Source organism: Paenibacillus sp. 2TAB26 (genome assembly GCF_052115145.1).
GTDB lineage: Bacteria > Bacillota > Bacilli > Paenibacillales > Paenibacillaceae > Pristimantibacillus.
In genome coordinates this window covers 1-364 of the sequence record NZ_JBFRGC010000154.1, presented here as the reverse complement: position 1 = coordinate 364, position 364 = coordinate 1, and the positions used below count along the sequence as shown (strand labels likewise).

The 364-nt window shown below is 62.6% G+C and carries 1 protein-coding gene; it reads left to right on the top strand.

The window, feature by feature from the left end:
- Positions 1 to 364: 5'-nucleotidase (locus AB4Z50_RS36285; protein WP_441887363.1), on the top strand; the 364-nt coding region annotated here is incomplete at both ends.

Genomic DNA, 364 nt, shown 5'->3' with positions numbered 1-364 from the left:
GCCGTTGCGCCCGGGCGTGGCATTTCCCTTCATTCGACGACTGCTATCGCTCAACGAACTGCGTCCGGGTGATCCGCTGGTGGAGGTGATCCTGCTCTCCAGGAATGATCCCGACACCGGCATGCGGGTGATGGAGTCGATCAAGGCTCATGGGCTGGATATCAGTCGTGCCCTGTTTCTGCAGGGCGGCGCGCCGCAGCGCTATATCGAAGCCCTGAACATCAGCCTGTTCCTTTCCGCAAATCAGACCGATGTCCGCCAGGCGATCCTGGCTGGGCATGCGGCCGGCCAGGTTCTGGCTGGCACCTTGCCCGCCGATACGGAGTCTGACGAGCTACGGCTGGCCTTCGACTTTGACGGGGTG